This is a genomic window from Rhodococcus sp. DN22 (assembly GCF_036669995.1).
Lineage (GTDB): Bacteria > Actinomycetota > Actinomycetes > Mycobacteriales > Mycobacteriaceae > Rhodococcus_F > Rhodococcus_F erythropolis.
The window spans coordinates 1,875,073-1,901,512 of record NZ_CP133326.1 but is presented as its reverse complement, the minus strand read 5'-3'; the positions used below and the strand labels follow the sequence as shown (position 1 = coordinate 1,901,512).

The 26,440-nt window shown below is 63.5% G+C and carries 26 protein-coding genes; 7 read left to right on the top strand and 19 right to left on the bottom strand.

What is annotated here, in order from left to right:
• Nucleotides 1-75: 75 nt before the first annotated feature.
• Nucleotides 76-1,350 (bottom strand): NDMA-dependent methanol dehydrogenase, encoded by a 1,275-nt coding sequence (gene mdo, locus RA302_RS08910; protein WP_003942095.1) that lies wholly within the window; start codon nucleotides 1,348-1,350, stop codon nucleotides 76-78.
• 361 nt (nucleotides 1,351-1,711) lie between these two features.
• On the opposite strand from mdo, the gene RA302_RS08905 reads away from it, so the two are divergent.
• The gene (locus RA302_RS08905) at nucleotides 1,712-2,767 is read left to right on the top strand and encodes a ferredoxin--NADP reductase (protein ID WP_030535465.1); all 1,056 of its coding nucleotides are present in this window, start codon (nucleotides 1,712-1,714) and stop codon (nucleotides 2,765-2,767) included.
• On the opposite strand, the gene RA302_RS08900 is transcribed toward RA302_RS08905, so the two are convergent.
• Both RA302_RS08900 and RA302_RS08895 read right to left on the bottom strand, forming a co-directional pair.
• Nucleotides 2,739-4,058, bottom strand: a complete 1,320-nt coding sequence (locus RA302_RS08900) for a glycosyltransferase 87 family protein (protein WP_047889736.1) — start codon at nucleotides 4,056-4,058, stop codon at nucleotides 2,739-2,741. The two genes, RA302_RS08905 and RA302_RS08900, sit on opposite strands and share 29 nt — an antisense overlap.
• Nucleotides 4,059-4,096: 38 nt before the next feature.
• Nucleotides 4,097-4,834, bottom strand: coding sequence for a DNA alkylation repair protein (locus RA302_RS08895; protein ID WP_264614115.1), 738 nt, complete (start codon nucleotides 4,832-4,834; stop codon nucleotides 4,097-4,099).
• 361 nt (nucleotides 4,835-5,195) lie between these two features.
• On the opposite strand from RA302_RS08895, the gene RA302_RS08890 reads away from it, so the two are divergent.
• A complete protein-coding gene (locus RA302_RS08890; RefSeq protein ID WP_019744276.1) occupies nucleotides 5,196-5,564 on the top strand; it encodes an SPW repeat protein in 369 nt (122 codons plus the stop codon).
• A gap of 37 nt (nucleotides 5,565-5,601) precedes the next feature.
• Here RA302_RS08890 and RA302_RS08885 read toward each other — a convergent pair whose 3' ends face one another.
• Entirely contained in the window at nucleotides 5,602-6,366 is a 765-nt protein-coding gene (locus RA302_RS08885; RefSeq protein WP_029254872.1) for an aspartate/glutamate racemase family protein, read from the bottom strand.
• A 42-nt stretch (nucleotides 6,367-6,408) separates the two neighbouring features.
• Nucleotides 6,409-7,587: an FAD/NAD(P)-binding oxidoreductase gene (locus tag RA302_RS08880; RefSeq protein ID WP_338480237.1), complete on the bottom strand. Its 1,179-nt coding sequence runs from the start codon at nucleotides 7,585-7,587 to the stop codon at nucleotides 6,409-6,411.
• Nucleotides 7,588-7,771: 184 nt separating this feature from the next.
• Between RA302_RS08880 and RA302_RS08875 the strand changes: the two genes are divergently transcribed.
• Genes RA302_RS08875 through RA302_RS08855 form a run of 5 tightly spaced genes read left to right on the top strand, consistent with a single transcriptional unit; the run spans nucleotide 7,772 to nucleotide 10,333 of the window.
• Nucleotides 7,772-8,239, top strand: a complete 468-nt coding sequence (locus RA302_RS08875) for an Asp23/Gls24 family envelope stress response protein (RefSeq protein ID WP_003941912.1) — start codon at nucleotides 7,772-7,774, stop codon at nucleotides 8,237-8,239.
• Nucleotides 8,236-8,631 (top strand): hypothetical protein, encoded by a 396-nt coding sequence (locus RA302_RS08870; RefSeq protein ID WP_338480236.1) that lies wholly within the window; start codon nucleotides 8,236-8,238, stop codon nucleotides 8,629-8,631. The genes RA302_RS08875 and RA302_RS08870 overlap by 4 nt, the downstream gene beginning before the upstream one ends.
• 1 nt (nucleotide 8,632) lies before the next feature.
• Nucleotides 8,633-8,812 carry a hypothetical protein gene (locus RA302_RS08865; protein ID WP_003942043.1) on the top strand — a complete coding sequence of 60 codons (180 nt, stop codon included), beginning with the start codon at nucleotides 8,633-8,635 and terminating at the stop codon, nucleotides 8,810-8,812.
• Nucleotides 8,805-9,773, top strand: coding sequence for a DUF6286 domain-containing Asp23/Gls24 family envelope stress response protein (locus tag RA302_RS08860; RefSeq protein WP_024487309.1), 969 nt, complete (start codon nucleotides 8,805-8,807; stop codon nucleotides 9,771-9,773). The genes RA302_RS08865 and RA302_RS08860 overlap by 8 nt, the downstream gene beginning before the upstream one ends.
• Nucleotides 9,770-10,333: a hypothetical protein gene (locus RA302_RS08855; protein ID WP_019744282.1), complete on the top strand. Its 564-nt coding sequence runs from the start codon at nucleotides 9,770-9,772 to the stop codon at nucleotides 10,331-10,333. The genes RA302_RS08860 and RA302_RS08855 overlap by 4 nt, the downstream gene beginning before the upstream one ends.
• 118 nt (nucleotides 10,334-10,451) lie before the next feature.
• Here the strand turns inward: RA302_RS08855 and tuf are convergent, their stop codons facing one another.
• The 14 genes from tuf to RA302_RS08785 all read right to left on the bottom strand — a co-directional run bounded on the left by tuf (nucleotide 10,452) and on the right by RA302_RS08785 (nucleotide 26,376).
• Nucleotides 10,452-11,642, bottom strand: coding sequence for an elongation factor Tu (gene tuf, locus RA302_RS08850; protein ID WP_019744283.1), 1,191 nt, complete (start codon nucleotides 11,640-11,642; stop codon nucleotides 10,452-10,454).
• 125 nt (nucleotides 11,643-11,767) lie between these two features.
• Nucleotides 11,768-13,870: an elongation factor G gene (fusA, locus tag RA302_RS08845; RefSeq protein ID WP_003942073.1), complete on the bottom strand. Its 2,103-nt coding sequence runs from the start codon at nucleotides 13,868-13,870 to the stop codon at nucleotides 11,768-11,770.
• Between the two features lie 201 nt (nucleotides 13,871-14,071).
• Complete coding sequence (rpsG, locus tag RA302_RS08840; protein WP_003941856.1) at nucleotides 14,072-14,542, bottom strand: 30S ribosomal protein S7; 471 nt, start codon at nucleotides 14,540-14,542, stop codon at nucleotides 14,072-14,074.
• Nucleotides 14,542-14,916 carry a 30S ribosomal protein S12 gene (rpsL, locus tag RA302_RS08835; protein WP_003941908.1) on the bottom strand — a complete coding sequence of 125 codons (375 nt, stop codon included), beginning with the start codon at nucleotides 14,914-14,916 and terminating at the stop codon, nucleotides 14,542-14,544. Before rpsL ends, rpsG begins: the two co-directional genes overlap by 1 nt.
• Nucleotides 14,917-15,325: 409 nt before the next feature.
• Entirely contained in the window at nucleotides 15,326-15,871 is a 546-nt protein-coding gene (locus tag RA302_RS08830; RefSeq protein WP_338480217.1) for a DUF3558 domain-containing protein, read from the bottom strand.
• Nucleotides 15,868-16,416, bottom strand: coding sequence for a DUF3558 domain-containing protein (locus RA302_RS08825; protein ID WP_029254868.1), 549 nt, complete (start codon nucleotides 16,414-16,416; stop codon nucleotides 15,868-15,870). The genes RA302_RS08830 and RA302_RS08825 overlap by 4 nt, the downstream gene beginning before the upstream one ends.
• An 83-nt stretch (nucleotides 16,417-16,499) precedes the next feature.
• Nucleotides 16,500-17,111 (bottom strand): TetR/AcrR family transcriptional regulator, encoded by a 612-nt coding sequence (locus RA302_RS08820; protein WP_019744287.1) that lies wholly within the window; start codon nucleotides 17,109-17,111, stop codon nucleotides 16,500-16,502.
• 42 nt (nucleotides 17,112-17,153) lie between these two features.
• Nucleotides 17,154-17,939, bottom strand: a complete 786-nt coding sequence (locus tag RA302_RS08815) for an enoyl-CoA hydratase family protein (RefSeq protein ID WP_084326723.1) — start codon at nucleotides 17,937-17,939, stop codon at nucleotides 17,154-17,156.
• Nucleotides 17,940-17,963: 24 nt separating this feature from the next.
• Nucleotides 17,964-19,124 (bottom strand): acyl-CoA dehydrogenase family protein, encoded by a 1,161-nt coding sequence (locus RA302_RS08810; RefSeq protein WP_029536739.1) that lies wholly within the window; start codon nucleotides 19,122-19,124, stop codon nucleotides 17,964-17,966.
• The gene (locus RA302_RS08805) at nucleotides 19,124-21,109 is read right to left on the bottom strand and encodes a biotin carboxylase N-terminal domain-containing protein (protein ID WP_338480213.1); all 1,986 of its coding nucleotides are present in this window, start codon (nucleotides 21,107-21,109) and stop codon (nucleotides 19,124-19,126) included. Before RA302_RS08805 ends, RA302_RS08810 begins: the two co-directional genes overlap by 1 nt.
• 8 nt (nucleotides 21,110-21,117) lie before the next feature.
• Complete coding sequence (locus tag RA302_RS08800) at nucleotides 21,118-22,716, bottom strand: carboxyl transferase domain-containing protein (protein ID WP_021334058.1); 1,599 nt, start codon at nucleotides 22,714-22,716, stop codon at nucleotides 21,118-21,120.
• Nucleotides 22,713-23,861 (bottom strand): acyl-CoA dehydrogenase family protein, encoded by a 1,149-nt coding sequence (locus tag RA302_RS08795; protein ID WP_338480211.1) that lies wholly within the window; start codon nucleotides 23,859-23,861, stop codon nucleotides 22,713-22,715. Before RA302_RS08795 ends, RA302_RS08800 begins: the two co-directional genes overlap by 4 nt.
• The gene (locus RA302_RS08790) at nucleotides 23,858-25,579 is read right to left on the bottom strand and encodes an acyclic terpene utilization AtuA family protein (protein WP_030535470.1); all 1,722 of its coding nucleotides are present in this window, start codon (nucleotides 25,577-25,579) and stop codon (nucleotides 23,858-23,860) included. The genes RA302_RS08795 and RA302_RS08790 overlap by 4 nt, the downstream gene beginning before the upstream one ends.
• On the bottom strand, nucleotides 25,576-26,376 hold the full coding sequence (locus tag RA302_RS08785) for a TIGR03084 family metal-binding protein (protein WP_020968976.1): 801 nt from the start codon (nucleotides 26,374-26,376) through the stop codon (nucleotides 25,576-25,578). The genes RA302_RS08790 and RA302_RS08785 overlap by 4 nt, the downstream gene beginning before the upstream one ends.
• Nucleotides 26,377-26,440 lie beyond the last annotated feature (64 nt).

Below are 26,440 nucleotides of genomic sequence, written 5' to 3'. Positions count from 1 at the left end.
CGATAGGGGCACAGCCCCTGTGCGCGCTCGAGGAGTCTCTGGACTCCTTAAGCGCGCACGGGGCCGAAGGCCCTGCTAGAAGTACGACTTGTTGATCGCGTGATCGACAACCGGGATCATCGACTCCACAGTGACCTCACGGGGGTTACCCGGGGTGCACCAGTCGTCCTGAATGTGCTCGGAGATGGCGCGCACAGTCTTCTCGTCACCCTTGATGACATCACCACGACCCTCGTACTTCTTGGTGTTCATCTGGTTCTTCGCGTACGAGTCTGTGCGAACCTGCCCGAAGTTGTCGGGGATACCGACGTCCTTGGCCAGACGGATGGCAGCCTCGACGGCAGCATCCGCGGCCTGAACCGTGGTGAGGTTGCGAGTGTCGACACCGAGTGCGCCGGCCAACTGGGCGTAGCGCTCGTAGCGCGAAGGCAGGTTGTACTCCCACACACGCGGCAACGCGATGGCGTTGTTCAAACCGTGGTGGCTGTCGAAGAATGCACTGACCGCGTGCGAGATCGAGTGAACGATGCCGAGGCCACCGGAGTTGAAGGCCTGTCCGGCAATGTACTGCGCGTTCATCATTCCCTCGCGCGCCTTGAGGTTACGCGGCTCGAAGACGGCCTCGCGCAAGTTCTTCGCGACCAACTCGACCGAGTAGATCGCGTTACCGAGCGAAGGCGCGAAATCGAGACGAGAAACGAAAGGCTCACTGCCGTGCGCGAGTACGTCGAAGCCGCAGTACGCGGTGAAATGCTGAGGGCAGGTGTAGTAGAGCAGCGGATCGTCGATCGCCAACGTGACGATGGTCGCCTCGTCGAAGCCCACCCACTTGTGCGGGTTGTTCATGTCCGAGGTGTCAGTGATGACGTACGCCCACGACGTCTCGGATCCCGTTCCAGCCGTGGTGGATACGGCGATGTGCGGCGGGTTCTCCTTGTTGGTGGACTTGGCGAAGCCCTCGAACTCGTTGATGTTGCGACCGTCGTGTGCGATCACGACGCGAGCACCCTTGGCGGCGTCGTGGCTCGAACCACCGCCGATCGAGATGATCGAGTCGCACTTCTCCTTCTGATAGAGAGCCGCGGCCTCCATGACGTTGTAGTCCTTGGGATTCGACTCGACCTTGTCGTAGAGCACGACCTCGACACCCTGGTACTCGATCTTGCCGACGAGTTCCTCGATGATGCCCGAACCGCGCAGACCGGTCGTCATCAGAAGGGTGCGCTTGAAGCCGAGATTCTTGGCCTCCACACCGATGATGTCGTGAGCGCCCACACCCATCAGGGCGCGCGGGAAGGGGTGGAACTCCTTGATCGGAAAGTCCCAGATCTGGTTGAGCTCGATAGCCATCGGTATCTCCTCATGGATGTGCACGAATGTGACTGCGGGAGGGATTCGAGCCGATTCTTTGTGACCGGCGTCTCACCTGGTTTCCACTGTGTACCGACAAACAGCCCGTGCACAGACTTCGGCAGCTCAACCGCCCGGACGCCGCCCGCGAACCGCCCGTTCGGGCAGGTCGTCGCCACCCCGGACCGCCAGGAAGGCCGGATCAGACTGCCGTGGTTCCCGCTGATCGGGAACGTGTTGCTCGGCGACTACGATCCCCAGTAGCTTTTCATCACTGCTAACATTGAACTAGAACACGTTCTAGATGTTGCACTTCACTGACCTGCGCTTTACCCAGCTTCACGAGAGGACTAGCTTCGCGATGACGACAGTCGAGGTACCGCACAGCTCGCGATCGGCGGTACTCACCGTGTCCGGAGTCATCGAAGAGACTTCCGACGCCCGGTCGCTGGTGTTCGAAATTCCCGCAGAACTGAAGGACAAGTTCGACTACAAGCCAGGTCAATTCCTGACCCTGCGCATCCCGAGTGATCAGACCGGCTCGGTCGCACGCTGCTACTCCCTGGCCAGTTCACCCTTCACCGACGACGCCCCCAAGGTGACCGTCAAGCGAACTGTCGACGGCTACGGCTCCAACTGGCTGTGCGACAAGCTCCAGGTCGGCGACACCATCGAAGTGCTGCCGCCGTCAGGTGTCTTCACGCCCAAGTCGCTCGATCACGACTTCCTGCTCTTCGGTGCAGGCAGCGGGATCACTCCGGTGATCTCGATTCTCAAGTCCGCCCTCACGCAGGGCAGCGGCAACGTCGTGCTGGTCTACGCGAATCGCGACGAGAAGTCCGTCATCTTCGGCGCCGAACTGCGCGAGCTGGCAGCGCAACACCCCGGCCGCCTCACCGTGGTCCACTGGATCGAAACCGTGCAGGGACTCCCCGCTGTCTCGCAACTGGCGACGCTCGCCAAGCCATTTGTCGCGTACGAGGCCTTCATGTGCGGTCCAGGCCCCTTCATGGACGCCGTCCACAAGGCACTGGCAGAAGCGGGCATGCCCCGCACGCAAGTTCACGCCGAGGTCTTCAATTCACTCGCCGGCGACCCGTTCCGTGACGTCGAGGTAGCCGAAGTCTCCGACGAGGAAGCTGCCGACGCCGCAACCGTCGAGGTCGAACTGGACGGTGAAACCCACACCCTCGTCTGGCCGCGCAAGCAGACGCTCGTCGACATCATGCTCGCCAAGGGTCTCGACGTTCCGTACTCCTGCCAGGAAGGTGAGTGCGGGTCGTGTGCCTGCACCGTCACCGAAGGCGAAGTTCAGATGGACAACTCCGAAATCCTCGACGCCGAGGACGTGGCGAACGGCTACATCCTCGGTTGCCAGGCGAAGCCGATCACCGATCGCCTGAAGATCGAGTTCTGAACCCTGCTTCGATGCATGACGGCCCCTGATTCCCTGCGGAATCGGGGGCTTTGTCATCTTCTGAGCCATCATCCGCGCCATCTTCCGAGTCCCGCCCCGTAATCCACTCCGGCGCCGTTGTGGGCAACCGCCACAGCGCAAGAATCAGCACCAGGGTCACGATCAGGAAGCCCTCACGAAGGACCAACCCCAGAGGAAGCAGCAGCGGCGACGTCTCGATGAACTGCTGCCCCATACTCGGCCCGCAATAGACGACGGCCAACCCCACAGCGGCCGCACCGAACTGCAGCGGCGATCGAAGCCGAAAGAGAACCGTGACGGCAGCAGGCACGAGATACACCCAGTGATGAATCCAGCTGATCGGCGAAAGGATCGGCGCACTCAATCCGATCACCAACGCCGCATCGACCGCACGACCGACGCGATGTACATCTCGGGCGACCCAGAGCGCTACCGCCGCGCACAGCACGGTCAACGGCATCGCCAGAGACGCCGTCCATGTGCCCAGTGCCGCAAGTCCGCCCTGCAGTGAACTGTTACCGGCACTCGCGATCGCCTGCCCGCTCAAGTCCACCCGGTCACTGAGGTTCCAGACGACGTCCGACCAGAAGGTCCAGCTGACGGCCGGGTCCACCATTGCTGCGACGGCGGTCGCCGCGGCAAATCCGATCGAACTCCAGATCGCGAGTCGCCACTGCTTCGTGACGACGAAGTAGACGATGAACAGCGCCGGCGTCAGCTTGATCGCGGCTGCGACGCCGATCAAAAGTCCTCGTGGAAACCACCGGCCGAATCTCGAATCGCCTCTGCGGGTCACGTCGAGCAGTACGAGCACCATCAGCACCAGGTTCACCTGGCCGAAGGAGATGTGCGCGCTGACGATGGGTGTCACCGACACGGCCAGGACCAATGCCGCCATGACGAGCGGCCGCTTGGGGACGCGAGCGGGAGTGAACTTGGCGACTGTCCACACCACCGCCGCGATGCACAACGCCGACCACAGCAGATAGGCCGTCCACCAGTCGGAGAGAACAGTCGGCCAGAGGAAGATCACCGCGAACGGGGTGTAGGTGAACGGCATGCCCTCGTCGACGATCAACGGGCCGACAAGGTTGCTCTCGTAGATGTTCGAGCCTGCGGCAAATGCCTGGGCAGCGTAGCGGTAGACGAGAAAATCAACGGGTTCGACGGCCCGAACGGAGTACACGAGATAACACAGAGCTGCGACGCCGGCAGCGATCAGTGAACCGATCGTCACAATTCGAGACGCCTCGACACGGGTGGCGGGCATACCGAGAATCGTCCCACAACCTACCGAGCGGTACTTCGCTAGCGGGCCGCCCGGAAGTGCGCTCGCTCGTCTGCGGTCAGGTGTTCGCACGCGTAGCTCAGCGCCGTGCGTCCCATGTCTGCTGCATTCTCAGTAAGGAAGCCGGTCAACAAATCCCGATCCACCCGCTTGCCCACCTCGCGGAGCATCCAGCCCATCGCTTTCTGGGTCAGGTCTCGTCGATCACCCAGCACCTGAGCGGCAAGCTCGAGCGTGGTCGACGCGTCGCCGCGAGTGATGAATCCGTACGTCGTCAGCAGCGCCACCCGTCGTCGCCACAGGTCACCCGAATCGGAAAGCTCGAAGATCAGCCGGCGATCTCGGTCGTGCAGCCAGCCGCCGAGGATCTGTCCGGCGGACGAATCCACCAGATCCCAATTGTTGACCCGCCCGTCCTCGACAGCGGTCAGATAGAAACCTGCGATGCGAGCGCGGCCCTCGTCGTCGAAAAATTTTGGGCGACTGACTTTTTCGAATTGAGCGACCAGGATCAGCAGCCCGGCCAATCGGTGCTCGTGAACGTCACTGTCGAGAAGGAGACGTATCTGAGGCAACGCGAGTCCGACGTGCTTCTTCACCACCGATCGCGTCTTCGGTACTCGCACGCCGATGAATACGTCACCCTCGCCGTACTCCCCCGGCGCTGTCTTGAAGAACCGCTGCAAGTGGACGGCATCTGCGGGATCCGCGAGGTCGGCCAACTGCTCGATCACGTCCGGGGCACTCGATTGCGTCACCCCAGAACCTTCTCACGGGTCGTCTGTGCGGACTCTTCGATTCTCTCAGCGTCCTCACACCGTGTGCCCTGCTCGGCCACAGGTCGGCAGACGACACTCGAGGACAGTCAGTGAAAGGACCACCCATGATCACCGCCGCTATCGCATTCACCACCCTCACCCTCATGGCACTCTCGGGACATATCGCGGCAAGCGCGCCGCGCGGGCTCGTGGCCATCCGGACGAATGGTCACAAATCTTGATATTCGAGCCTCCGCATCGCCTCTAACTGCAACGCGAATGCAATTGGCGGAGAGTTGATCTCGATCTTCCGCGGGCGTGTACTACAGGAGGACACACTCTCGTCTTTGGAGGTCTCGTCATGAAGTCGTGGAATCGAATGCAAGATGCCGTCGCGGTGGTTCTCGGCGTCTTTGCGGCTCTCTCGCCGATGTGGCTCGACACCACCGATCGGGCAATGTGGTCACTCGTCGTCCTGGGTGTCCTGGTTGCACTGTCGGGTCTGGCGCACATGGCACGTCCGGACATGGCCATGGCGGATTACGCGATGGGTGTTTTCGGCGTCTTGATGTTCATTTCACCCTGGGTGATGAACTTCGACGCTCTGCGCGGTGCGTCGTGGACGGCCTGGGTTGTCGGGGTTCTGACCGTTGTGGTCGCGGTGAGTGCGATGCCGGTGATGAGTGCGCGGATGCATCACGGGGGTCACGGCGGCGTAGCCGCCCATTGACGGAGCGGCGTAGCCGCCCATTGACAGAGCGGCTTGATCAGGCTTTGATCGCGCCCAACAACCGCCCGGCGTCGAAGGCTTCGGCGCTGGGCGGTAGTGCGCCCGGACGACCGCTCACGAACACCTCGACGGTTCCCGATCCTTCGCCCACGGCACCGAGCCCGTCGATCCGCCGCAGAGTCTGTCGTGCAACGGCTTCGGCGCTGTCGAAGAGTGTGACGCCGGCGGGTAACCGTGCTGCGATCTCGTCGGCGAGCAGTGGGTAGTGGGTGCACCCGAGGACAACGCCGCTGACGTCGTCCGGCGTCCGGGCAACCGCGGAATCGATGGCAGCAAGTGCGGCTGCGCGATCACCGAGATCTATCGAATCGGCCAGGCCGTGGCACGGCACTCCGACGACCTTGGCGCCGTTGCCGAACTGCTCGATCAGATCGGCTTGGTACCGACTGGCCGTCGTCGCGGCTGTAGCCCAGATCGCCACTGAATCGCACGCGGCAGCGGCGGGTTTGATCGCGGGCACCGTTCCGATGACCGGTACTTCCGGCCCGACCAGTTCTCGCACGTGTGGCAGCGCGGTGACGCTGGCGGTATTGCATGGAAGAACGATGACCTGAGCCCCACGATCGAGGCTCCGCCGCACGGCACCGAGTACCCGGTCGACGACCCACGGCTCAGGCTTGGGGCCCCAGGGGGCGCCGTCCGGATCCAGGGAGAGCACCAGATCGAGATCCGGGCGCAGGCGTCTGAGCCACGCAGAGGTAGGGAGCAGGCCCAGTCCCGAGTCGATGAGTGCAACGATCACCGCACAAATCTATCGCCTCGGAACCGGTCCTGCCTCATCCGTTCAGGCCGGTGTGGACTCCAACACGTCAGAGATGGGCGTGCCGGCTGCGATCTTGGCGCGCATCTTCATCACCGCTCCCGCGCTACCTCCGCCGACGACAGCTGCCAGCACACCGTCGCGCTCGTAGTAGGCGACGAACTTTCGGCCGTCGTCCTTGACGATGTGAACGGTGTCCGTCGGTGCGACGGTCCCCAACGCCTGGATCTTGACGTCGTACTGATCGCTCCAGAAGTAGGGAACCTGCGCCGGCGCATCGGGATCACCCGTTCCGGTGAGCGCTCCCGCCAGGATCTTGGCCTGGTCGCCCGCATTGGTCCAGTGTTCGACGCGCTTGCGTCGATCACCGATCTGCCAGGACGCGACGTCGCCGACGGCCCAGACGTGGTCGGCACTGGTGCGGCCGACGCCGTCGCAGAGCACTCCGTTGTCGAGTTCGATTCCCGAACCGTCGAGCCATCCCGTGACCGGCACCGAACCGACTCCGATCGCCACCACGTCGACGGGGATCTCCGAACCGTCGCTCAAGGTCGCAGTGGCAACCGCTCCGTCGCCGGACAACGAGGTCAAGCCGGTGCCGACGCGGACATCGACGCCCTCGTTCCGATGCAGACGTTCGACGAGGGCGCCAACGGTGGGGCCGAGCACCGACGCCAGCGGTGTCGGCTGGGGTTCGAGCAACACGACGTCGACGCCATGAGACTTCATGCTGGCGGCCAGTTCGCAGCCGATGAAGCCGGCCCCGACGATCAGCGCACGCTTGCCGGGAGCCAGCTCGGCGCGAAGGGCCAACGCCTCCTCGATGGAGCGCAGAACGTGCACTCCGGACAGCTCCGGAAGGCCGGCAATGCGACGCGGAGTCAGTCCCGTCGCGATGACCAACTCGTCGTAGTCGAGGGTGGATCCGTCCGCGAACGCCACCGACTTTGCGGCAGTGTCCACCGAGGTCGCGGGCGAACCGAGCTTGAGATCCACCTTGTTCTCGACGTAGAACTCTGCCGGACGCAGCGTCGTCTCGTCCTTGTCGCCGCGGATCACTTCCTTCGACAGCGGCGGCCGGTCGTATGGCAGATGTGTTTCCCCACCGGCGAGCGTCAATTCACCCTCGAAGCCTGCTCGTCGCAGTTCCTCGACGGTCCGCAGCCCCGACAACCCCGCACCCACGATCACTATCCGTGCCACCACGTACCACCCTGTCCGACCCACGTCACTAGCAGCGCTCACTATGAACGCCGTCACTATTTGCAACCGACTCTGCCATACCAAATGCCGGAGTAGGTGTGGTGCATCCCGCATGGCCACCTACCAGTCACTACAGTTGGAGGTACTTCAGACGCACGCACTGACACATGAGCAGGGAGCCCCCATGACCAGCGATTCCAGTGAAAAGAACAGCGTCCGATTCGGCGCCGACGGTGGCGCGGAACTAGTCAGCACCCAGGGCAAGACGATCATCGCCGACGCCGTGGTCGCCAAGATCGCCGGTATCGCGACCCGCGAGATCAACGGCGTGTACGACGTCGGTGGGGGCACCGCGCGCGCGGTGGGGGCACTTCGCGACCGCATTCCGGGCGCCCGCGTCAACCATGCCCAGGGCGTGGCGGTGGAAGTGGGCGAGAAACAAGCCGCCATCGACATCGGCATTGTCGCCGAATACGGCGTCGCACTCCACGAATTGGCGGTAGGTATCCGCCGAAACGTCATTGCCGCAGTCGAAAGCATGACGGGTCTCGAGGTCACCGAGGTCAACATCACCGTCTTCGACGTCATGCTCTTCGAGGATGCAGAGAGCGGCGGCAGTACCGATCCGGAAGCCAAGCCGAGGGTTCAGTGAGTACCGCCGACGCCGGCCGCGAGATCGACGCGGCCGAGGTCGTCGCCGACGCAGTTCTTGCGATTCCGGAAGTGGCAGATCTGCACGGCGGGCAATTCGGTGAGGTGGGAACCTACCTCCCCGGACGCCGAGTCACCGGCGTCGTCGTCGACGAAACCTCTTGTGCGGTACACATTTCCGTTCACTATCCGGCCGATGTTCGCGGCGTCGCCGAACGCGTCCGAGCGGTGGTGGCACGGTTGGTCGACGTACCGGTGAACGTGACCGTCGGAGACTTGTCGACAGCGGGATATCCACCCGAAAATTCCGAAGATGCAGTCACCGAGCTTTCCACCGTCACCGAGCTTTCCACCGTCACCGAGATCGCACCGAACATTCGAGAAGGGAACTGACATGAACAGCACTACCGTCGGACTGCTGGTCGGTCTGCTCCTCGCGCTCGCCGGAATCATGGGCGGATTCAGCGGATTCGTCTTCGCCGTCCTGCTCGGCGCCGCCGGTATGGCGATCGGAGCACACCGCGACGGACATCTCGATCTCGGCGCGATCCTCCGAAGCCGTGGCCGTGGCTGAGCCGACCACTCCGAACGCGGCAGACGATCCCGGCCTACGAGGTTCGCTGGTCATCAAGGACCGGGCGATGGCCAAGATAGCCACTGCCGCAGCGGTGAACGTCCCGGGGGTGGTCCGCCAGTCCGGTGGCTTGACCCGCCTGACCGGGCGCGACCTTCCGCGAGCCGACATCTCGATGGGCAGCGACGCCGTGGCCATCAATCTGTTCCTTGCTGTGTCCTGGCCATGTTCGGTCACCGAACTGACCGGTCGCGTGCGGGCAGAAGTCGGACGCAGCGTCGAGTCGCTGACCGGCCTGCCCCTCCACGACATGAACGTCATGATCGCGGCAACCGAGGGTTCTGACGAATCCTGTGTTTCCGGCGTCGAAATCGCGGAAGGCCCCGCGCAGGAGGCACTCTCGGATCCGATTCCACCCCGAGTTCCCTCCGCGAACCCCGCCGCCGCGGTGTCAGCCGTCGTCATCGCGTGCGGTCTACTCGCACTCGCTTTCGTGGTCTCGCGCGAATGGTTCATCAACCGCGGAACCTTCGATTCGGCGCCCTGGATCCGAAACTCCGTGGAGTGGACGTCGCGTCTGCACTGGCAACCGTGGCTGCTGCCGGTCGCGATCGCTGCCGTCGTCGCGGGCGTTGTCCTGATCATGTCCGCCCTCAAACGCCGGGCGAAAACCCATGTGCCGTTGGGTAACCCGAGCGCATCGACGGTATGGATGCGGCCGACGGACATTGCACGTCTGTGCAGTAGCCACGCAGCGGTCGTTCCCGGCGTCGACTCGGCCCACACCAGCGTCGACCGCAAACACATCAAGGTCCACATCGAATCCACCGGCGGCGATCGAACCGAACTTGCCGCGGCCGTCGACGCGGCAGTTCGGCCTCATCTCGCGATACTCCAGCAGCCACTGCAGCTTTCGGTAGTCGTGAGAGAAACGCCAGTACGACGAAAGGACGCCTCGTGAACCGCTGGATCTCCGCGGTCGATCGGACCATCGTCCTCATCGTCGGAATCGCACTCCTCGCGGCGGGCGCATACGCCATCGCGTGGGACGCGGGTGCCTCACTGATCAGGACCTGGGTGTCACGACTCGATCGTGAGGTCCTCTTCGGTCTTCCGGAGGAGCCTTGGTGGCACTGGGTGCTGTCGGGCACCTTCATCCTCTGCGTCTTCGCCGGTTTCGGGCTGTTGTACCTGAACCTTCGTCGACGCCGAACGAGCGCAGTCACATTGCGGCACAACGAGTCCGGTACCGACGTCAGTGTGGATCTGGGACCGGTCGCCGACGGCGTAGCGGCAGAACTCGCCCAGCTGAGCGGCGTGCGCAGCACCAGAAGCAAAGCGACGATCGATCGCGGACTGCCAACGCTGTCGATTGTCGTCACCGCAGACCCGGCGATCGATGTCGTCGGCTTCACCACTTCGGCCGAACACATCGCCCGTGCAACCAGGCGAAGCCTCGACGGCTCACCTGTCGCGGTACAGGTTCTGTTGCATCTCGACCGGGTAGAAGCCTCCAAGTAGAAGCACCCCGAACAACCGATCGCAGACCACCTGGCCATAGACACAGAAAAGGCGCTCACTCCCCGAAGGGAATGAGCGCCTTTCCTAGTGCTGTGAATCAGCTAGCGAGACAAGAGTCTCACTTGATGATCTTGGCAACCTTGCCGGCGCCGACCGTACGGCCGCCTTCGCGAATTGCGAAGCGCAGGCCCTCGTCCATGGCGACAGGCTGGATGAGCTTGACGGACATCTCGGTGTTGTCACCGGGCATGACCATCTCGGTGCCCTCAGGCAGCGTCACGACGCCCGTAACGTCCGTGGTACGGAAGTAGAACTGCGGGCGGTAGTTGTTGAAGAACGGGGTGTGGCGGCCGCCCTCGTCCTTCGACAGGATGTATGCCTGGCCCTCGAACTCCGTGTGGGGAGTCGTGGTGCCCGGCTTGACGACAACCTGTCCACGCTCGACATCTTCGCGCTTGATGCCACGAACGAGCAGTCCGACGTTGTCGCCGGCCTGGCCCGAGTCGAGCAGCTTGCGGAACATCTCGATACCCGTGACGGTGGTCTTGGTGGAGGTCTCCTTGATGCCGACGATCTCCACCTCCTCGTTCACGTTGACCGAGCCACGCTCGATACGACCGGTGACAACCGTGCCACGGCCGGTGATCGTGAAGACATCCTCGACGGGCATGAGGAAGGGCTTGTCCGTCTCGCGGACCGGGTCCGGAATGGACTCGTCGACTGCAGCCATCAGGTCGAGGATGGACTGCGTCCACTTCGGGTCACCCTCGAGTGCCTTGAGTGCCGAGATCGGAATGACGGGGGCTTCCTCGTCGAATTCCTGAGCGGCCAGCAGTTCGCGGACCTCCATCTCGACGAGCTCGAGGATCTCGTCATCGTCAACCATGTCGGCCTTGTTCAGGGCGACGAGGATGTAAGGAACGCCAACCTGGCGAGCGAGCAGGACATGCTCGCGCGTCTGGGGCATCGGGCCGTCGGTAGCTGCGACGACGAGGATAGCGCCGTCCATCTGAGCTGCGCCGGTGATCATGTTCTTGATGTAGTCGGCGTGACCCGGTGCATCGACGTGCGCGTAGTGGCGCTTTTCCGTCTGGTACTCAACATGCGAGATGTTGATCGTGATGCCACGAGCCTTTTCCTCGGGAGCCTTGTCGATCTGATCGAAGGCCGAAGCCTCGTTCAGGTCGGGGAATGCATCCGCGAGAACCTTGGTGATGGCCGCCGTCGTCGTGGTCTTGCCGTGGTCGACGTGACCAATGGTGCCGATGTTCACGTGCGGCTTCGTCCGCTCGAACTTCGCCTTCGCCACTTTGTGTCCTCCTGGACTGTTGTTGCTTGCCGTATGCAGCAGTGCGGTTGGTTGTTACTTGGTCGTGCTTCGTGCCGGAAGCAACCGAGGTCACTTGCCGGCGCGGGCTGGGGAGCTCGCTGTGCTTACTCGCCCGTCGCCTTGGCGATGATTTCCTTCGAGACGTTCGCGGGAACCTCTGCGTAGGAATCGAACACCATGGAGAAGTTCGCACGGCCCTGGGTCTTCGACCGCAGGTCACCGATGTAACCGAACATCTCCGAGAGCGGAACCAGCGCCTTCACGACACGGGCACCACTGCGTTCCTCCATGGCCTGGATCTGGCCACGGCGGGAGTTGAGGTCGCCGATCACGTCGCCCATGTACTCCTCGGGCGTTGTGACCTCGACAGCCATGAGCGGCTCGAGAATGACGGGGCCGGCCTTGCGGGCGGCTTCCTTCAGTGCCTGCGAACCGGCAACCTTGAACGCCATTTCCGAGGAGTCGACGTCGTGGTAAGCACCATCGAGCAGCGACAGCTTCAGGTTCACGAGCGGGTAGCCGGCGAGAACACCGTACTGCATCGCGTCCTGCGCGCCGGCATCCACGGAGGGAATGTACTCGCGCGGGATACGTCCGCCGGAGACCTTGTTCTCGAACTCGTAGGTAGCACCGTCTTCGCCCACGAAAGGCTCCAGAGCGATGATGACCTTTGCGAACTGGCCCGAGCCACCCGTCTGCTTCTTGTGGGTGTAGTCGTGCTTCTCGACCTTCTTGGTGATGGTCTCGCGGTACGCAACCTGCGGCTTACCGACGTTCGCCTCGACCTTGAACTCGCGACGCATGCGGTCGACGAGGATGTCGAGGTGGAGCTCGCCCATACCGCCGATGACGGTCTGACCGGTCTCTTCGTCGAGTTCGACCGAGAAGGTCGGATCCTCTTCGGCCAGCTTCTGGATCGCGACGCCCAGCTTTTCCTGGTCGGACTTGGTCTTGGGCTCGATGGAGACCTGGATGACCGGCGCGGGGAACGACATCGACTCGAGGACGATGGGGCTCGCCTGATCGCACAAGGTGTCACCGGTGGTGGTGTCCTTGAGGCCGATCATTGCGTAGATGTGGCCGGCTACGGCCTCGTCTACCGGGTTCTCCTTGTTGGCGTGCATCTGGAAGAGCTTTCCGATGCGCTCCTTCTTGCCCTTGGTTGCGTTGAGCACCTGAGCGCCCGGATCGATACGACCCGAGTACACGCGGACGAAGGTCAGCTTGCCGAAGAACGGGTGAGCAGCGATCTTGAAGGCGAGAGCCGAGAACGGCTCTTCCTTGCTCGGCTTGCGAGTGATCTCTACTTCTTCGTCACCGAGCTTGTGGCCGACGACCTCGCCGATGTCCAGCGGGTTCGGCAGGTAATCGATGACTGCGTCGAGCATGGGCTGAACGCCCTTGTTCTTGAACGCGGAGCCACAGATGACCGGGTACAGCTCGGAAGCGACCGTCATCTTGCGGATGGCGCCCTTGATTTCCTCGACCGTGAGCTCTTCGCCGCCGAAGTACTTCTCCATGAGAGCTTCGTCGGACTCGGCAACGGTTTCGAGCAGCTTCTCGCGGTACTCTGCAGCCTTCTCGACGAGGTCCGCGGGGATCTCTTCGATGGTCGGCAGTGCACCGGTCGGAACTACGCCGCGCCAGGTGATGGCACGCATCTCGACCAGGTCGACGACGCCGTCGAAGTCGTCCTCAGCGCCGATGGGCAGCTGGAGAACGAGCGGCTTCGCGCCGAGACGGTCGATGATGGTCTGGACTGTGAAGTAGAAGTCCGCGCCCATCTTGTCCATCTTGTTGACGAAGCAGATGCGCGGAACGTCGTACTTGGCAGCCTGACGCCAAACCTGCTCGGACTGCGGCTCGACACCTTCCTTACCGTCGAAGACAGCAACTGCGCCGTCGAGCACGCGCAGCGACCGCTCCACCTCGACCGTGAAGTCGACGTGGCCGGGGGTGTCGATGATGTTGATCTGGTTGTTGTTCCAGAAGCAAGTCACGGCGGCAGACGTGATCGTGATGCCGCGTTCCTTCTCCTGCTCCATCCAGTCCGTCGTCGACGCACCGTCGTGCGTCTCACCGATCTTGTAATTGACACCGGTGTAGAACAGGATGCGCTCGGTGGTGGTGGTCTTGCCGGCATCGATGTGCGCCATGATGCCGATGTTGCGGACCTTGTTCAGGTCAGTCAGCACTTCCTGTGCCACAGGTTTCTTCCCCGCTCGTTGCTTGGTTTTCGGGTGTCGGCCGTATCCGGTGTGTTCCACCGTCAAGGCCATGGTCTTTCAATTATGTCTCTGCCGAGGCGAACCTGGCCACCTGCGTCCGGAAACCGGCGAGATGATCAGGTCGCCAACGGCGACAAGCGTCGGAGCCCCACCCGATGGCAGTTGCTCCGACGCTTTACATCACCAGCGGTAGTGGGCGAATGCCTTGTTGGCTTCGGCCATCTTGTGAGTGTCTTCGCGACGCTTCACAGCTGCACCGAGGCCATTGCTGGCATCGAGGAGCTCGTTGGCGAGACGCTCGACCATGGTCTTCTCACGACGTGCACGCGAGAAGGTGACCAGCCAGCGCAGTGCCAGCGTGGTGGAACGACCGGGACGAACCTCGACCGGCACCTGGTAGGTAGCGCCACCGACGCGGCGGCTACGAACCTCGAGTGCAGGCTTGACGTTGTCCAGGGCGCGCTTGAGAGTGACGACCGGATCGGTGCCGGTCTTCTCGCGTGCCTGCTCGAGAGCCTGGTACACGATTCGCTCTGCGGTGGACTTCTTGCCGTCCAGCAGGATCTTGTTGACGAGCTGCGTCACCAACGGGGAACCGTAAACCGGGTCGTTGATGAGCGGGCGCTTCGGAGCGGGGCCCTTACGTGGCATTAGCTCTTCTCCTTCTTGGCGCCGTAGCGGCTGCGTGCCTGCTTGCGACCCTTGACACCCTGGGTGTCCAGGGAGCCGCGGATGATCTTGTAACGGACACCCGGGAGGTCCTTCACACGACCGCCACGGACGAGCACCATGGAGTGCTCCTGAAGGTTGTGACCTTCACCGGGGATGTACGCGGTGACCTCGACCGAAGTCGTGAGGCGAACACGTGCGACCTTACGGAGCGCGGAGTTCGGCTTCTTGGGGGTGGTGGTGTACACGCGAGTGCACACGCCACGACGCTGCGGGCTGCCCTTGAGGGCTGCCGTCTTGACCTTGGCGGTCTTGTCGCGGCGACCCTTGCGGACCAGCTGGTTGATGGTTGGCATTTACCGGCTTTCTTGTGACGAACAGACTGCTCGAGCGAACTCGGGCCGTTCGAAAACGTGGCTGTTCTGAAATTAGGGATCTAGCAGTTGGAGCAAGAGAGCTGCTGCTCCTCACCCACCTCAGAGTCTGTACTCAGCACTTTCATGCCGCGCACTGCCCCCGAGGTCGGGCGTGTCGCATACCCCCACACAGGCAGCCGGATGCTCGTTCATCAGCAGTTTCTGCTCGAACGCGCGCACGGCAATACCTAGCTAGGCACACAGATCGGCCCGGGCATGCCGGACACGACCCATAACGATACCTGTCGGCGCGCCACGAGGTCAAAGCGAGGCCACGGTGATAGTGACCTCACGCTCTGACCAGACACTCTGGCTGCAAACTCAGACCACGCAGCCGGACCGGTCACGATCAGATGCTGCGGTTCAACGTCAACGCGCCGAGCTTTGCCGCAGCCTCGCACGGATCCGCGCCGCCCTGCGGCTCGGTGACCCACCACCCGAACACTCCCCCGGCCGGTGCGCTCGCGCTCACGCCGCAACTCTGCGGATCGGCCGGCTGGCGAACCTCGTAACCGCCACTGCCGTTGATGTCGATTTTCGCCACCACGTATCCCAGATGTTCGAATGCAGCGCGCTCGTGATCGAGGGTGCCCGTCTCGAACCAGTTGAAGGTGATCTTGATCGGACCCGCGGCCCCGATGCCGTCCCAACGGCAGATGGCGCCGAAGAACCCACGCCCGACGGCGTCGGCACCCACGGCACCGGCGATCTGCTCGTCGGTGACGGCCTCGCATTCTTGGAGGACGTTGGCGAATTCCTGGCTGTCACCACCGCCGTAGCTGCCCTCCGCACGGGGAGTCCCGATGACCACCGAGCCGCAGCCTGTCAGCAGAACCAGCGATCCAGCCAGGGCGAGCCCGATCCGTACGCGCTTCACGGCGCCCTCGAACTTCACTGTGCCCTCGAAACTGTTTTTTCCATCAGATCCCGCGCCACCGTGCATGGATCCGCGGTCGGTGGCAGCAAACCGTAGGTGATCGACCAGTGCACGAAGTCTCCGCCGAACGCGATACCCAACTCGCACAGCGAACCTGCCGTGGACGCGATGAAGCCTTGATGACCGCCGATCGTGATGTCGGCGGCGGGACGTCCGAGCAGGTCGGACCCGGCCCGTTCGCGGCCGATCGGGCTACCGCGGTACCAGGAGAAACTGACGCTCGGACCGCTCGAACCAGCGACCTCCCACTGGCAACCGACGCCGTTGCGCGTCGTCGTCGCAAAAGCGCCGAGGTTGAAGGCATTGACAACTTCTTCGTCGGTCACCGAGCCGCATTCGGCGAACATCGGACCGGGATCGGTGGGTGCGAGCGCCGGCGAACTGGCGTCGTCCCCCGGCCGATCGGCGGACCCGTCGTCGGAGCTGCAGCCGACCACCGCCGAAAGCACGGCAGCCGAGACCAATACCGAAGTCCCGATCGAAGTGAGGGTGCGTGCGGCCATGGAGCCGACTGTACTTCTCGGTGGCCCCCGACACACGCCACGTGCGCACCTCGCTCTTCGGTCGCCGCCACGCCGCTACCGATTCAGGGAGTCGGGACCGGTACCCGAACCAGCGTGGAATCCAATTGCGCCGCCCATTGTTTGACCACCTCGGTGCGTCGACGCGAGTCGTCGGTCAAGACGTCTGCCAGCCCCAGCCCGCGGGCCAGGTCCAGGGTTGCCTGTACCAAACGGTGCGTCACCGGATCGGAGTCGTCGACACCCAGACTCTCGACGGCCATGCGGTGCGCGATGCGCCCGAACCGTTCCTCGAGGGGCAACACGCGGGCCCGCAGGTCGGGGTCGGAGGCAGCGGCCGTCCACACCTGCAGTGCTGCTTTGAACAGAGTCCCGGTGTAGTACTCGACCAACCGCGAAATGACCGCCTCGGTTCGTCCGGCACCCACCGGAAGGTCGGTCGATTCCTTTCGTGCCTGATCCATCCTGGCGTCGAACATCACCTCGAGCGCCGCGGTGATGAGGTCCTCGCGGGTCGGGAAGTGATGCTGCATCGCACCGCGGGACACCCCGGCACGCTGGGCGACGACGCTCATCGTCGTTGCGCTCCATCCGAGTTCGGCGAGACACTCCACAGTCACTTCGAGCAGGTGGGAGCGCGTGACTCGACTTCGGTCCTGCTTGGGTTCTCGAGTCATCGCGCCGCCATCCTTTCTACCGCTGTGTTCCAGTGCGCAGTTCTACTGCGCCCAGGCTGCTGGACGCTTCTGCAAGAAAGACATCATGCCCTCACGAGCCTCGTCAGAGGAAAACAGCCGGGCAGACTGCGCGATCATCTCCTCGCCGTCACGGTCGAATCCAGCCAGGACCGAACGCGTCGTGATCCACTTCGATTCGGCAAGTCCCTGCGGTGAACATTGGCGCAAGGTGCCGAGCAGTTCGTTGATCGACTCCCCCGTGTCCTGCGACGCGGCGGTGACGAGTCCGATGGATTCGGCCTCGTGCTGGCCGAACTTCTCTCCGGTGAGCAGGTATCGGCTCGCAGATCGCTGGTCGAGCCTCGGTAGGACCGTGAGCGAAATGATGGACGCTGCCAAACCCAACCGTGATTCCGTCACCGCGAAGGTGCTCGCCGGTCCGGCGACGACGATGTCGCACGCCCCGACAAGACCCATACCCCCGGCTCGGACGTGACCGTCGATGCGCCCGATCACCGGCTTGGGAAGCTCGAGAATGCTGCGCAAGAGCGTCAGCATTCCCCGCCCTCGTTCTTTGACGGCCTCTTCCGGTGACGCGGACGATCCGGAAGCCTCGCTGAGATCGGCTCCCGCACAGAATGTTCCACCGGTGTGGGTGAGCACCACCGCTCGAACTGCCGGATCGGCGGCCGCTGACGTCAACCCCGCTTGTAACTCCGTGACCAACCGCGTCGAAATCGCGTTGCGGTTGTGGGGTGAGTCGAGAGTGATCGTGGCAGCACCGCCCGATACTTCGTACCGTACGTATGGCTTGTCCTGATCCGTCATGAGTCTCCTCTTCAGTAGGACCGTTTAGTACGACCGCGGCAGACCGAGAGAGTGCTGCGAGACGAAGTTGAGGATCATCTCGCGGCTCACCGGCGCGACGCGGGCGATACGGGCCGCGCCGAGCATGGCGGCCAACCCGTATTCCTTCGTCAGGCCTGCGCCGCCGTGCGTCTGGATCGCCTGATCGAGCGCCTTGATGCTGGCTTCGGCGGCGGCGTACTTTGCCATGTTCGCGGCTTCGGCAGCACCGAAATCGTCGCCGCTGTCGTAGAGCACCGCGGCCTTCTGCATCATCAGCTTGGCGAGCTCGAGTTCGATCTTCACCTGCGCGAGTGGATGCGAAATACCTTGGTGCGCACCGATCGGCGTCTTCCACACCGTGCGCTCGTTGGCGAACTTCACCGCAGCGTTCAGGGCGTAACGGCCCATGCCGATGGCCATCGACGCACCCAGGATGCGCTCGGGGTTGAGGCCGGCGAACAACTGCATCAAGGCGGCATCGGCTTCGCCTACCAGAGCGTCGGCCGGCAGCCGTACATCGTCGAGGAAGAGAATGAACTGGTGGTCCGGCTCGATGATGTCCATCTCCATCTGCGTCTTCACGAATCCGGGAGAATCCGTGGGGACGATGAACAGAGCGGGCTTGAGCTTGCCGGTCTTGGAGTCCTCGGTGCGCGCGACGATGAGGACGGCGTCAGCCTGATCGACACCCGAGATGTAGATCTTGTTGCCGCTCAGGATCCAGTCGTCGCCATCCCTGCGTGCCGTCGTGGTGATCTGATGAGAGTTGGAACCCGCGTCGGCCTCGGTGATTCCGAACGCCATGATCTTGGAGCCGTCGGCGAGGCTGGGTAGCCACTGCTGCTTCTGCTCCGCCGTGCCGTACTTGCCGATGATGGTGCCGCAGATGGCCGGGGAGACGACAACCAGGAGCAGACCGGCACCCTGCGCCGCCAATTCCTCCTGCACCAGCGCGAGTTCGTAGATACCGGCACCGCCGCCGCCGTATTCCTCCGGTAGGTTGACGCCCAGGAATCCGAGTTTGCCCGCCTCGTTCCACAATTCGGTGAGCGGCTCACCCTTGCGTGCCTTGGGCAGCACGTAGTCGACGTAGTTGAAGCGCTCACCCAGTTTGGAAACGGATGCCCGCAGTTCCTTCTGCTCTTCGGTTTCGATGAAACTCATCATGCGTCCTCTTCTGTAGCGGGTTCTTCCACACGTGCGAGTACCGATCCGACCTCGACCTGCTGGCCGACGGCGACCGGAAGTTCTACCAGGACACCGGCAGTCGGCGCGGTGACGGTGTGTTCCATCTTCATGGCCTCTAGCCACAGAATCGGCTGGCCGGCAGTGACGGTGTCACCGAGTGCGGCGCCGAGGCGGATAACCGATCCCGGCATCGGAGCGAGCAACGAACCGGCGGCGACTTCCGCCGACGGATCCACGAAGCGCGGTGCTGCCGTCAACGCGACCGGCCCCAGCGAGGAGTCGACAAAAATCTCACTCCCGTATGCCGCCACGTCGAACGAACGCCGTACTCCGCTTAGCTCGAGCACGACCCGTGCAGCAGTTGCCGATACCAGGCTCACGTCGTCGAAGCCTTCTGCGTTCAACACGCCGCTTCGGCTCAGGGAGTAGCGGACATCGTAGTCGCCCGACGCAGTGGAGTAGCTCTTGCTCTGCGGCTGCGACGGGAGGTTGCGCCACCCGCTGGGCAAGCGGCCGATGACGCGCGCCGACGCCCGGTTGTGCGCGGCATCGGCAAGTGCCGCCGCCAGCGCCGAAAGCCTTTCGGCGTCGGTGTCGGCCAGAGGCGTTGACAACTTCTCGAGGTCATGGGTCTCGAAGAACGCCGTATCGGTGTCCCCGGCAATGAAGGCCGGGTGAGCCAGGACATTGACGAGCAGATCGCGGTTGGTGCGCAGGCCGTGAATCCTGGTGCGCGCCAGCGTCGACCCGAGCAGCCGGGCAGCTGCGGTCCGCGTCGGCGCGTACGAGATGACCTTGGCCAACATCGGGTCGTAGTGGACGCCGACAACACTGCCGTCGACGACGCCGGAGTCGAGGCGAACGCCCTGCTCACGCAGAACACTGAATTCTTGTGGGTCACCGGGCAACTCGATGTGGTGAACGGTTCCGCTCTGCGGCTGCCAGTTCTTGGCGGGATCCTCGGCGTACAGGCGCACCTCGATCGAATGCCCACGGATCTCCGGCTGCTCGTCCGCGAGCACTTCACCTGAAGCGACCTGCAATTGCAGTTCCACCAGATCGAGTCCGGTGGTGCACTCGGTGACGGGATGCTCCACCTGCAGGCGAGTGTTCATCTCCAGAAAAAAGAAGTCACCCTTTTCGTCTGCCAGGAATTCAACGGTTCCCGCACCCTCGTAGCCGATGGCATTGGCGGCGAGCCGCGAGGCGTCGAACAGCTTGTCGCGCATGGCGGCAATGCGTTGCACGAGCGGCGACGGCGCCTCTTCGACCACCTTCTGATGCCGACGCTGGATCGAGCACTCGCGCTCCCCCACCGCCCACACCCCACCGTGGCGGTCGGCCATGACCTGAACCTCGATGTGCCGACCGGTCTCGAGGTAGCGCTCGCAGAAGACAGTCGGGTCGCCGAAGGCGGACTGCGCCTCACGCCGCGCCGCTTCCAGTTCGCCTTCCAGCGAAGACAATTCACGAACGACACGCATTCCGCGTCCGCCGCCGCCCGCCGACGCCTTGATCAGCACTGGCAAATGAGCGTCGGTCACCGCAGCGGGATCGAGTTCGGACAGCACCGGAACTCCGGCGGCGTCCATGATCTTCTTGGACTCGACCTTCGACCCCATGAGCTCGATGGATTCGACGGGTGGGCCGATCCACGTCAGCCCCGCGTCGATGACGCTGCGCGCGAACTCCGCGTTCTCGGAGAGGAATCCGTATCCGGGGTGAATCGCGTCGGCGCCCGAAGCCTTCGCGGCGGCGATGATCAACTCGCCCCGCAGGTAGGTCTCGGCAGGCGTGTTACCCGGCAGGCGAACCGAAGCATCGGCTTCGGCGACGTGAGGGCTGTCGGCATCCGCGTCGGAAAATACCGCAACCGTGCCGATTCCGTTCTTCCGACAGGTTGCGAAGACACGGCGGGCGATTTCGCCACGATTGGCGACCAGTACTGAAGTGATTGTCACGGCGTGCCTCACATACGGAAGACGCCGAAGTTCTCGGTGCCTTCGATCGGGGCGGTGGCAATGGCCGACAGGCACATTCCCACCACGGTGCGGGTGTCTCGGGGATCGATGACGCCGTCGTCGTACAGACGCCCGGACAGGAACATCGGAAGTGACTCGGCCTCGATCTGGTTCTCGATCATCGCGCGCATGCCGGCATCAGCCTGCTCGTCGAAAACCTGGCCGCGGGCCTCGGCAGCAGCGCGTCCCACGATGGAGATGACGCCGGCGAGCTGCGCACCGCCCATGACGGCGGACTTGGAACTGGGCCAGGCAAAGAGGAATCTCGGATCGAATGCCCGTCCGCACATGCCGTAGTGACCGGCGCCGTACGACGCTCCGAGCAGGATCGAGATGTGCGGAACCTTGGAGTTGGCAACCGCATTGATCATCATCGATCCGTGCTTGATCATGCCGCCCTCCTCGTACTCCTTACCCACCATGTAGCCGGTGGTGTTGTGCAGGAACAGCAACGGCGTGTTGGAGCGGTTGGCAAGCTGGATGAACTGCGTTGCCTTCTGGGACTCTTCGCTGAAGAGAACTCCACGTGCGTTGGCCAGGATGCCGATCGGGTAACCGTTGAGTTCGGCCCAGCCGGTCACGAGGGAGGAACCGTAGAGCGGCTTGAACTCGTCGAAGTCGGAACCGTCGACGATACGGGCGATGACCTCACGCGGATCGAACGGAATCTTCAGGTCGGCCGGAACGATGCCGAGCAACTCTTCCGGATCCTCGAGCGGTTCGATGATCTCCCCGCGAGGCGCCGGCCCCTTCTTGGTCCAGTTGAGTCGCTTGACGATCGAGCGACCGATGCGGATCGCGTCCTGCTCGTCGGCTGCGAAGTAGTCGGCCAACCCGGACTTGCGAGCGTGCATTTCGGCGCCGCCGAGTGCCTCGTCATCTGATTCCTCACCGGTGGCCATCTTGACCAGCGGCGGACCTGCGAGGAACACCTTGGAGCGTTCCTTGATCATCACGACGTGGTCGGACATGCCCGGGATGTACGCGCCGCCGGCAGTCGAGTTACCGAAGACCAGTGCAATGGTGGGGATACCGGCTGCGGAAAGCTGTGTGAGGTCACGGAACATACGCCCGCCCGGGATGAACACCTCCTTCTGCGTCGGCAGGTCTGCACCGCCGGACTCGACCAGCGAGATGACGGGAAGGCGGTTCTGCATGGCGATGTCGTTGGCCCGGAATCCCTTACGCAGCGTCCACGGATTGCTGGTGCCGCCGCGCACGGTGGGATCGTTGGCGACGATCAGGCATTCGACACCTTCGACAACACCGATACCGACCACGGTGCTGGCGCCGACCGGGAAGTCACTCCCCCACGCAGCGAGGGGACACAGCTCGAGGAACGGCGAATCCTGATCGAGCAGGAGTTCGATCCGCTCGCGCGCCAGAAGCTTTCCCCGCTTGTGGTGCCGCTCGGTGTACTTCTCGCCGCCACCGGCAAGCGCCTTGGCGTGCTCGACCTCGATCTCGGCGAGCTTGGTGTTCATGGTCGATGTTGCGGTCTGATACACCTCGGAATTGGTGTCCAGCGTTGACCGGATGACACTCATGACTGATACCCCAATCGCTTGGCCGCGAGGCCGGTGAGGATTTCGGTGGTTCCGCCACCGATTCCCAGAATTCGCATGTCCCGGTACTGCCTCTCCACTTCACTTTCCTGCATGTATCCGAGGCCGCCGAACAGCTGAACGGCTTGGTTCGCAACCCATTCGCCCGTCTCGACTGCCGTGTTCTTCGCGAAGCACACCTCGGCGATCAGGTCGCCGTCACCGGCCATGTACCGCTCGATCACCGAGTGGGTGTACACCTTGGCGACGTCGATCTTGCGGGCCATCTCGGTGACGGTGTTCTGCACGGCCTGCCGACTGATGAGGGGCCGACCGAAAGTTTCGCGGGCGCGGCACCATTCGAGGGTCAGCTCCAGGCAACGTTCTGCACTGGCATACGCCTGCGCGGCGAGCGCGACACGTTCGGAAACAAATGCCTGGGCGATCTGCTCGAAGCCGCTGTTCTCTGCGCCGACCAGATTCTCCACCGGAACCCGGGCATCGACAAAGGACAGTTCCGCGGTATCGGATGCACGCCAGCCCATCTTCTCGAGTTTGCGCGAGACGGTGAATCCCGTTGTGCCCTTCTCGATCACGAGCAGTGAGACACCACCCGCGCCGGGACCACCGGTGCGCACTGCGGTAACGACGAAGTCGGCTCGAACGCCGGAGGTGATGAACGTCTTGGCGCCGTTCACGACGTAATGATCGCCGTCGCGCTTGGCTGTGGTTGTCAGGTGCCCGACGTCGCTGCCTCCGCCGGGCTCGGTGATGGCGAGCGAGCCGATCTTGTCGCCGCGCAAGGTCGGCTTGACCCACTTCTCGATCTGCGCCTCGTCGCCCGCTGCAATCAGGTGCGGCACCGCGATGCCGCAGGTGAAGAGCGAAGCGAACAGCCCGCCCGACGCACCTGCCTGATGCATCTCCTCACAGATCACGATGGAGTCGACGGCGTCGCCGCCCTCACCGCCCACCGATTCGGGAGCACTGGCGCCGAGCAGCCCGAGAGCGCCTGCCTTGCGGTGCAATTCGCGGGGAATCTCGCCGTCACGCTCCCACTGCGTCAGGTGCGGCAAAATCTCCTGGTTCACGAATCCGCGTACGGTCTCGCGAAGCGCAAGCCTTTCCGGTGTGGTCCACACGGTCACCGTGAATCCTCTTTCTCGTCAGTTGTGGGGAGTAGCGAAATCGGGATGTCGATGTGGCGCGAGCGCAGCCATTCACCAATTCCCTTGGCCTGCGGATCGAACCGCGCCTGCGAGGCAACACCCTGACCGAGAATTCCCTCGATCACGAAGTTGACGGCACGAAGGTGCGGAAGCTGGTAGCGAGTGACGTTCAGGTCTGCTGCTTCCGGTAGCAGTTCCTTGAGCATTTCGACGGTCAGATTGTGCGCCAACCACTTCCACTGATCGTCCGTGCGAACCCAGACGCCGACGTTGGCATTTCCACCCTTGTCGCCACTACGGGCACCGGCAATCGTGCCGAGTGGCACCGAAAGCGAAGACTGTGGCGGCAACGGCTCCGGACGCTCAGGTTCGTCGACGGCTTCGAGGTCCTGCGTCAGCGTCGACGGAGCGATGTCCACGCGAGTGCCGTCGGGCAGTACGGCCACGTGAGGCACCGATCCCGCGTCGACGTAGCCGGGGGTGAACACTCCGTACGGCTGGCCGTTGCTCGGCGGAGCGGTCAGCGAGAAGCCTGGGTAACTGGCGAGTGCCATTTCCACCGCAACCGCAGAGAAGGGACGACCGATCACCTTGGGATCGGAATCGCGAACCACGCAGCGCAGCAACGCACTCGCGGTTTCCTCGGTGTCGGAATCCGGGTGATCCGTGCGAGCGAGAGTCCAGACCAGTTCGGCGGGCTTCTTCGTCAGCCAGGATTCGAGTTGAGTCTTCGCCAGATCGGCCTTGGCCTCGATGTCGAGACCCGTGAGGATGAACGTGGCCTCGTTGCGGAACCCGGCCAGCGTGTTGAGTGAGACCTTGTACTGCGGCGGCGGAGCCTCGCCCGTGACTCCGCTGATCAGCACCCGATCCGGGCCTTCCTGGGTGAGCACCGCGTTGTCGATGCGGGTGGTCACGTCCGGGCCTGCGTAGCGTCCACCCGTGATCTCGTACAGCAGCTGCGCCGTCACGGTGCCGACGCTCACCTCGCCGTCCGTACCGGCATGCTTGGTGATGACCGAAGATCCGTCCGCGTTGATCTCGGCGATCGGGAATCCAGGACGGCCCAGATTCGGAATCTCGGTGAAGAACGCGTAGTTGCCGCCGGTGGCCTGGGTTCCACACTCGATGACGTGGCCCGCCGCGACAGCACCGGCCAGCTGATCGAAATCATCTCGCTTCCAACCGAAATGGTGAGCGGCGGGACCGACGATCACCGAAGCGTCGGTGACACGTCCGGTGACCACGACATCGGCGTCGGCCGACAATGCTTCGACGATGCCCCAGGCGCCGAGGTACGCGTTGGCCGTCAGCGGGGAGCCGAGTCCGAGTTCGTCTGCCCGAGAGACCAGATCGTCGCCCTCGACGTGGGCGATCTTCGCGTTCAACCCCAGCCTGGTGTTGACCTCGCGCAGCGCGTCGGCCAGTCCGGCCGGGTTGAGACCGCCGGCATTCGCGACGATCTTCACGCCCTTGTCGAGCGCAAGTCCGAGGGTGTCTTCCACCTGTCGCAGGAACGTCTTCGCGTAGCCGAGCGACGGGTCCTTCATCCGGTCCCGTCCGAGGATCAACATCGTCAGTTCGGCAAGGTAGTCGCCGGTCAGGTAGTCGAGTTCGCCGCCCTCGAGCATCTCGCGCATCGCCGAGACGCGGTCGCCGTAGAAACCGGAGCAGTTACCGATCCGTACCGAACTCATTTATCCACCTTCGCTTCTCGTGCGGCTCGTCCCTCGCCGCTGGGTCCGGCAAATGCCTGCGCAAACCCCAACCACTCGTCTGCGTCGGCGCCAACGGCGACCAGATCGAGATCGGCGCGATTGGCGCGCTGGGTGACCAGCAGGCAGAAGTCCAACGCCGGCCCGGTCACCTTCTGCGGTGCATCTTCCGGCCCCCAGGTCCAGAGCGAACCGTCCGGCGCCGTCAACTCAACCCGGAAATCGTCGGCGGGCGGCGTCTTCTCGTTGACCGAGTACGCAAAGTTCCGCGTGCGGACACCCAGATGAGCGATGTTCTTGATGCGCGCCGTCGGGGCTCGCTCGACGCCGAGCGCGTCGGCAACGTCCTGCCCGTGCGCCCACGTCTCCATCAATCGCGCAGTTGCCATGGACACTCCGCCCATGGGCGGGCCGTACCAAGGAAACTTGGTACCGGACGGGGCGGCGGTGAGAGCCTCGACGAGAGCGGTGCGCCCCGCTCGCCAATCGGCGAGCAACTCCGCCGGCGGGCGGGCCGCCTGCTCGGCAGCACCGTCGTCGACAAATCCCGCCGGATTCACGAACGCCGCCTTCAACTGCTCCGCAAACCCGTCCGGGTCGGTGATCGCCAGGATCGCAGCACTGTCCGTCCAGTGCAGGTGCCCGATCTGATGCGCGACGCTCCACCCTTCCGCCGGCGTCATTGTCGCCCACTTCTCCTCGGGCAGATCCGCAACCAGGGCGTCGAGGCTCTCGCCTTCGGCCCGCAAGTCATCGATGAACGTCTGAAGTTCGGCCATGCGACCAGCATCACACTCGGGTTCATAAAAATCAAGCACGAATGATTGTTATTGAGAAATCTCG

What these genes read in the sequence shown, in the direction of transcription:
- mdo (WP_003942095.1), bottom strand. Translation starts at nt 1,350, where the DNA reads ATGGCTATCGAGCTCAACCAGATCTGGGACTTTCCGATCAAGGAGTTC.
- RA302_RS08905 (WP_030535465.1), top strand. Translation starts at nt 1,712, where the DNA reads ATGACGACAGTCGAGGTACCGCACAGCTCGCGATCGGCGGTACTCACC.
- RA302_RS08900 (WP_047889736.1), bottom strand. Translation starts at nt 4,058, where the DNA reads ATGCCCGCCACCCGTGTCGAGGCGTCTCGAATTGTGACGATCGGTTCA.
- RA302_RS08890 (WP_019744276.1), top strand. Translation starts at nt 5,196, where the DNA reads ATGAAGTCGTGGAATCGAATGCAAGATGCCGTCGCGGTGGTTCTCGGC.
- RA302_RS08875 (WP_003941912.1), top strand. Translation starts at nt 7,772, where the DNA reads ATGACCAGCGATTCCAGTGAAAAGAACAGCGTCCGATTCGGCGCCGAC.
- RA302_RS08865 (WP_003942043.1), top strand. Translation starts at nt 8,633, where the DNA reads ATGAACAGCACTACCGTCGGACTGCTGGTCGGTCTGCTCCTCGCGCTC.
- rpsG (WP_003941856.1), bottom strand. Translation starts at nt 14,542, where the DNA reads ATGCCACGTAAGGGCCCCGCTCCGAAGCGCCCGCTCATCAACGACCCG.
- rpsL (WP_003941908.1), bottom strand. Translation starts at nt 14,916, where the DNA reads ATGCCAACCATCAACCAGCTGGTCCGCAAGGGTCGCCGCGACAAGACC.
- RA302_RS08825 (WP_029254868.1), bottom strand. Translation starts at nt 16,416, where the DNA reads ATGGCCGCACGCACCCTCACTTCGATCGGGACTTCGGTATTGGTCTCG.
- RA302_RS08820 (WP_019744287.1), bottom strand. Translation starts at nt 17,111, where the DNA reads ATGACTCGAGAACCCAAGCAGGACCGAAGTCGAGTCACGCGCTCCCAC.
- RA302_RS08815 (WP_084326723.1), bottom strand. Translation starts at nt 17,939, where the DNA reads ATGACGGATCAGGACAAGCCATACGTACGGTACGAAGTATCGGGCGGT.
- RA302_RS08810 (WP_029536739.1), bottom strand. Translation starts at nt 19,124, where the DNA reads ATGAGTTTCATCGAAACCGAAGAGCAGAAGGAACTGCGGGCATCCGTT.
- RA302_RS08800 (WP_021334058.1), bottom strand. Translation starts at nt 22,716, where the DNA reads ATGAGTGTCATCCGGTCAACGCTGGACACCAATTCCGAGGTGTATCAG.
- RA302_RS08790 (WP_030535470.1), bottom strand. Translation starts at nt 25,579, where the DNA reads ATGAGTTCGGTACGGATCGGTAACTGCTCCGGTTTCTACGGCGACCGC.
- RA302_RS08785 (WP_020968976.1), bottom strand. Translation starts at nt 26,376, where the DNA reads ATGGCCGAACTTCAGACGTTCATCGATGACTTGCGGGCCGAAGGCGAG.